5 protein-coding genes are annotated in these 5,935 nt (G+C 51.4%); 3 read left to right on the top strand and 2 right to left on the bottom strand.

What is annotated here, in order from left to right:
- The first annotated feature begins 69 nt into the window (after positions 1-69).
- Positions 70-312 carry a hypothetical protein gene (locus ABYP33_RS16850; protein WP_373092312.1) on the top strand — a complete coding sequence of 81 codons (243 nt, stop codon included), beginning with the start codon at positions 70-72 and terminating at the stop codon, positions 310-312.
- 42 nt (positions 313-354) lie between these two features.
- Here the strand turns inward: ABYP33_RS16850 and ABYP33_RS16845 are convergent, their stop codons facing one another.
- Positions 355-3,618 (bottom strand): efflux RND transporter permease subunit, encoded by a 3,264-nt coding sequence (locus ABYP33_RS16845; protein ID WP_373092311.1) that lies wholly within the window; start codon positions 3,616-3,618, stop codon positions 355-357.
- Positions 3,619-3,620: 2 nt separating this feature from the next.
- Positions 3,621-4,679, bottom strand: coding sequence for an efflux RND transporter periplasmic adaptor subunit (locus ABYP33_RS16840; protein ID WP_373092310.1), 1,059 nt, complete (start codon positions 4,677-4,679; stop codon positions 3,621-3,623).
- Between the two features lie 693 nt (positions 4,680-5,372).
- On the opposite strand from ABYP33_RS16840, the gene ABYP33_RS16835 reads away from it, so the two are divergent.
- Both ABYP33_RS16835 and ABYP33_RS16830 read left to right on the top strand, forming a co-directional pair.
- Positions 5,373-5,633 carry a hypothetical protein gene (locus ABYP33_RS16835; RefSeq protein ID WP_373092309.1) on the top strand — a complete coding sequence of 87 codons (261 nt, stop codon included), beginning with the start codon at positions 5,373-5,375 and terminating at the stop codon, positions 5,631-5,633.
- A 63-nt stretch (positions 5,634-5,696) separates the two neighbouring features.
- Positions 5,697-5,935: hypothetical protein (locus ABYP33_RS16830; protein ID WP_373092308.1), on the top strand; the 239-nt coding region annotated here is incomplete at its 3' end.

The following is a 5,935-nucleotide window of genomic DNA, read 5'->3' as shown; positions in this document are numbered from 1 at the left end:
TTCTCAGTCATAATTAAACTGGGCGGCTAGAGTGGATAGGTCTGCGGCCTGCAGGGAGACCGGCGTGTGGTGGGGCGCAACAGATCACCATTATCAGCGACGAGTTTATTCGGTCGATTGCCGAAAACCGAGGGCGCGGGCTTATTTCGCCAGATGTGCTGCGCCGCAATCTTGTGGTATCTGGGCTTAAGCTCAATGCTTTGCACTATCAGTATTCAAATTGGTGATGCGGTGTTTCAGCTCACGGCGGTAATGGCGGTGGCTGATTCACTGGGGCTTGGTCACTCCACGCTCAACCGGTGGATGGTATAATCCCAAGCCCAAAAATTCGAATCCGTCACCGCTACCGAGTGTCTAATGGTTTGTCTTTGTGGCCTCTTGCGACACCTCGCGCCCGTCATCGCGCAGCCAGACATACATTGCAGGTATCACCATCAATGTCAGTATGGTCGATGAGGCAAGGCCAAACATCAGTGATACTCCCATGCCGTGGAGCATGGCGTCAGGCAAAATAAAAGCGGCACCGGCAATGCCCGCGAGGGCGGTGAGAAAAATCGGCTTGGCGCGAATGGCTGCAGCTTCCAGTGCCGCAGTGCGCATTGGTACCCCCTCCCGACTTTTCATGTGGATGAACTCGATAAGTAAAATCGAGTTGCGCACCACGATTCCCGACAGGGCGATCAGACCAATGGTGGACGGCATGGAGTAGGTGGCACCCATGATCCAGTGGCCGAGGATGATGCCCGAGAAGCCCAGAGGTACGGGCAACAGGACAACCAACGGGGTTTTAAAGCTGCTGAACTGGCCAACGACAAGAATATAAATGCCCAAGATGGCGTAGTTAAAGGCGGTGCCGAGCTCGGTAAAGGTCTCGCGAGTAACATCCCATTCACCCATCCAGAGTAAAGTGGGTTTGCCCTCATCTTCGGGTTGCCCGAAGTAGCGAACATCGGGCTTCATTCCTTCGGGCCACGCCATATCGTTGATGACCTGTTCAACGTCATACAGGGAATACATAGGGGCATCTTCATGTTCACCACGAATGCTAGCCGTCACTAGGTCGGCAAAACGCCCATCTCGGCGGTAGATGGGATAGGAGGCAGGCTCCTTGCTAATGCTAACGACATCCCCCAGCTCTCTGGTTTCACCGGTTATCGTCGGTATGGGCGTAGATAACAGGCGTTCTCCCAAGGTGAGTGACTCTTTGGGCAGGTGTAGCACAATGGGAATGGGGTTGCGGCCATCACCACGGTGGGAGTAACCGAGTTCGACCCCTTGTAATAGAGCGGCAAGGGTACTGTACACCACGCCTTCATCGACCTGGTGGAACTCGAGGTTTTCCTGGTCAATGGCGATGCGCATGCGCACTGTTGGGTCGCCTAGGGAGTTGTCGGTTTCGGCGAGGGAAGGCACCTGGTTAATGGCTTGCTGAATTTTGCGCGCGCTTTGGCGTCGGGTTTCAGGGTCTGGCCCATAAACTTCGGCTACCACAATGTAAGGGGCTGGTGGTCCTGGAGGCGATTCAACCAGTTCTACCGTGGTGTTTTCTGGCAGCACTAAGTCTTTTAAGCGCTGTTTTATCTCCATCGCAATTTCGTGGCTTTCCCGTTTGCGCTCCCAGGTGGATGACAGCCGAATGCGAACCTCGCCCAATTCAGGCGAGTTACGCAGGTAGTCTTGGCGCACCAGTCCGTAAAAATTAAAAGGGCCAGCGACACCAGCATAAAGCTGGATGTTTTGAATCTCTTCAATATCGCTAATTAAATTAGCGGCTTCAACCAAGGTGCGGTCTGTTGCCTCAAGTGTTGAGCCCTCGGGCAGATCAAACTGTATTTGAATGTCTTGTTTGTCGTCAAAAGGCATGATTTTGAACAGAACAAGTTTGTAATAAGGGAGTAAAAAGGTCAGCAGGGTAAAGGCGACAATGGCAAACACGGTGTATTTGGCGCGTTTAGGTGTGCTTATCATGCCGCTCAGCGTACTGCGAACAGCCTGGCCAAAAAAACCACCCCTGACTTCTTTCTCATCCTCGAGCATTTCTGCGCTTGATTCACTCTTGGTATTGTCAGTGCCGCTAGCCTCGGGGTGGAGCTTGAGCATAGCCCAGGGCACAACACTAAACGCGAGGAAAAGAGAGAAAATCATCGCGGCAATGGCTGCGATAGGGATAGGTGCGAGAAAGGGCGCAATAAAGCCGTTAATAAAGAGCATTGGCAGCATCGCCATCACCACAGTAAAGGTGGCGATAATGGTTGGGTTGCCCACTTCTGAAACACCGTCAATCGTTTTTTCTAACAAGCTGCGTTCGTCAAACATCTTCCAGTGCCGTGAGACATTTTCTATCACTACAATGGCGTCGTCGGCGAGAATCGCGATGGAGAAGATAATGCCGTACATGGTGAGCCGATTGAGTGTGACGTCCAGCATCCAGCAGGTAAAGAAGGTCAATAAGATGGTCGCGGGCACGACCAGCAGCACCACGACGCCCTCTCTCCAGCCTAAAAATGCTCCCATAATAATGACGATGGCGGCGGTGGCGAGGATGAGATGGAACATCATTTCATTGGACTTGTGGCCAGCGGTTTCTCCGAAGTCACGGGTAATTTCGACATTGACATCTTCAGGAATCAAATCACCGCGCACCAGCTCCAGACGCTTTAATATGTCTTCGCTAATCGCCACGCCGTTGGCTCCATTGCGTTTGCCAATAGACAAGCTAACTGCGGGTAGGCGCTCGTAACTTTTGCCGTCTTCACTGATCGGCAAGAGTTGTGATACTCGGTGCTCCCCCAAGCTGGCATCAATAACGATTTTGGCAACATCGCGTAAATACACAGGGCGGCCATCAACTGTGGTGATGACTAGCAGGCCAATTTCCGTGGTGCTATGCAGAGTTTGGCCGATAATGACCGGTGTGAGCTGGTTGTTATTACGTAAACTGCCAGCGCTAAATGATGAGTTGGCATTGCGAATTTTCTCAACGACCTGGTTGAGGGTAATGCCGTAGAGAGAGAGTAGTTCGGGAGAAGGTTCGATGCGCAATTCTTTAGGGTGGCCGCCAATAATATAGGTTAGCCCGACATCGTCGACCTTAATGATTTCGTGCTTTAGCTCTTCGGTGAGGTCGTAGAGCGTGTCTGAACTCCAGCGGCCTTTATTGCCTGGTTTGGGTGACAGAGTAAGGACTACGACGGCCGCATCATCGATGCTGCGGCCGATCACCGAGGGTGCCGGTAAGTCGGTCGGTATGCGATGGCGGTTGGCATCAATCGCATCATTAACGCGGGCGACAGCGGTGTCGTCATCGAAACCCGTGTCAAAACGCACGGTAAGGGAGATCCCTTCATCGCGGGTCATGGAATAGACGTGCTCGACATTATCAATGCCCTTTAAAATATCCTCAAAGGGCTTTGTTACCAACTCGACGACATCTTCAGCCTTTAGGCCCGGGGTGGGGACGAAAATATCGACAAAGGGAACGGTGATCTGAGGGTCTTCTTCCTGCGGCATGCTAATGAGTGCCATGCCGCCGAGAATAACCGAAATAATTAAAATAATCGGTGTTAACGCTGATTGAATGAAGGCCTGAGTGGTGCGCCCTGCGATACCCATGGACATGATTATTGCCCCGCGCTATTGGCTTGTACTGGGCTTGATGTCGGCCTGTGCACCAGTGTGTCGCCATTGTGCAGGCCGGATAGTACCTCTATGCCGCCATCGAGTTTACTGCCGGGTTGGATGACGATTTCAGACCCGTTGCTGAGGTAAACAAAACTTAGGCCATAACGACGGTGGATATACGATTCTGGAATAACATACGTCTGGCGTTTATCGGTGGACACCCAAGCTCGAACTCTCTCGCCAACAAAAAAATCACCGAGCCCCTGGACACTAACATCGGCCACTACACGCCCGTTGTTGAGCTCTGGATAAACCTGCGACACAGTGCCTTGGCGACGTGTTGATTGGGAGGTCTCTTCATTGACATCGAGCATGCCACGTTCCGCGACCAATACGGTGTCGCCTTTTTTGATAAAACGGGCATGGCGCTCGGGCAGTAACAGGCGCAAGATATAACGATCAGCTGCGATATCTGCTATCGTCTCGCCGGGCATGACGACAGCACCCTGAATGGCTTTGATATTCAAGACTCGCCCCCCAGCGGGTGCGAATACGTCACCCTGGGATTGTGCTTCGCGGATGACAGCTTGATCGAGTTTAAGTGCGGCGATATTAGCCGTAACCACATCGACCTGTGTTTGTGCCTTATCGAGCTCAGCCTGGCTAGCTTTCCCGGTTTTCTGTAGGGTCGAAACTCGCTTTAAGGTTGTGGTGGCGAGTTGTAATTGCGCTTGCAGAGAGTGCAATTTTGAGGCAATAGCAGCAATTTGCAATTTTTGTTTGGCATCGCGAACCAAGGCTAGTTTTTGCCCTGCTTTGACAATATCACCTTCATCGACAAGCAATTCGACCAGTGTGCCCCCAATACGCGCTCTACCTTGGGTAATGTCCATTGATTGTACCGAGGCAAAGACTGATTTTAAGTCATGGACAGTTTGCTGTTTCACGGGGAAGGAATTGGATTCGGCGCTGGCGCCGGGACTTAACAGAAGGAATAAGAGTATTGCTTGTGCCGCGTAACGAAAGTTCGAGGATAAGGTCTTTAACGTCAGTATCATTCCCAGTAGTTCCCTGTCGGTGAGATTTATAGAGAGTGTTTTTATTCTGTGAGGGGTGCTATGAAGTTTACAAAGTCGGGACTTTACGTAAAAGGCTCGAGCTAAAGTAGGGCATTAACTGCCTCAAAGGGTGGCGAATAAGACAACGCAATGAAATTCTAATCGTTTTGGCGTAATAATCTTGGTTTGGTCTATTTGAAGATTCTTGTCGTTATCGTCCATGTTGTATTCTGCTATTTACGGCGAATAGCGCCTGTTCTGACGGGAGAAGTGCCATTTCCCCTATCGTTAAAAAAACTGCTTGAGTGTTTTTTTGACCGAGGGGAAGACGATTTCTTCCCAAGGTATTTACTGTTCTTCACAGAGTTTGACCTAAGTATAAGGAGTATAAAACCCCTTTTCACTGAAAAATTAACTCGGGCAACCAGACCATTTCACGGCCAGACGTAGTCAATCTCATCTGATGCAGTGGCTTAGTTGGCTAAATCGGCCAGATTCCGGCTCTGTGACCCGCTCAAACTACACCGTCAGCCGAGCGCTATTCTTGCCTGGTGTCGCCAGCAACGGCCTTGTCCTTACCCAAATAAGCTCGTTTGCGGCCGGCTGCGATTCTCGGGCAACCGAAACGCATCCTAGTATTCACTTTTTGCCTTAAAGTGATTCAGGATCTTCTGGATCATCACCGGGTCTTGGATGAAGGCAAGAGCCTGCCCCGCGAGCGCAGCGAGTGTATTGGGCATGACTGTCATGGCACCGCCGGATTCCCGACACGTCTCGATGTCAAAAGCGACAAGACCACAAGATTGGGGCTTGGAAGAGAAGCTTAAGCTGATTATTGCCTGCGGTCCTTTGGATGATGAGGCCGTAAATGCCCTGTGTTGTGAACAGGGCATTTACTCTCACCACATCAAGCAGTGGACGGAGGGTTCAGTTGGTGGCGCCCGCGCCATCTGAAACCAAAAGCTTAAGCATGAAAACACGGTCTTGAAGAAAGAGCGTAACCGTAAAGAGAGGACCTTGGCTGAAACCGCAGCCTTGTTAGTGCGTCAAAAAAGTCCAAGCGATCTGGGGAAGCAGCGAGAACCACTCTCAGTGAGCTTGATTGATGAAGCACGAGCGACGGCGAGGGCTGTTGCGCCGTTGCGAGCGAGAGGGCGGTTAATGGTGACTCAGAGAAGGCGCGGCGGTCAATTTGAATCCGGCCAGCGGGCTTCATTCTTACCTCTAAGCTTCAGTATTCATCAACAATGTCATCA

The sequence above is a fragment of the Zhongshania sp. genome (assembly GCF_041584495.1).
Classification (GTDB): domain Bacteria; phylum Pseudomonadota; class Gammaproteobacteria; order Pseudomonadales; family Spongiibacteraceae; genus Spongiibacter.
This window is presented reverse-complemented; position numbering and strand designations above follow the sequence as displayed.

What these genes read in the sequence shown, in the direction of transcription:
- ABYP33_RS16845 (WP_373092311.1), bottom strand. Translation starts at nt 3,618, where the DNA reads ATGTCCATGGGTATCGCAGGGCGCACCACTCAGGCCTTCATTCAATCA.
- ABYP33_RS16840 (WP_373092310.1), bottom strand. Translation starts at nt 4,679, where the DNA reads ATGATACTGACGTTAAAGACCTTATCCTCGAACTTTCGTTACGCGGCA.
- ABYP33_RS16835 (WP_373092309.1), top strand. Translation starts at nt 5,373, where the DNA reads ATGAAGGCAAGAGCCTGCCCCGCGAGCGCAGCGAGTGTATTGGGCATG.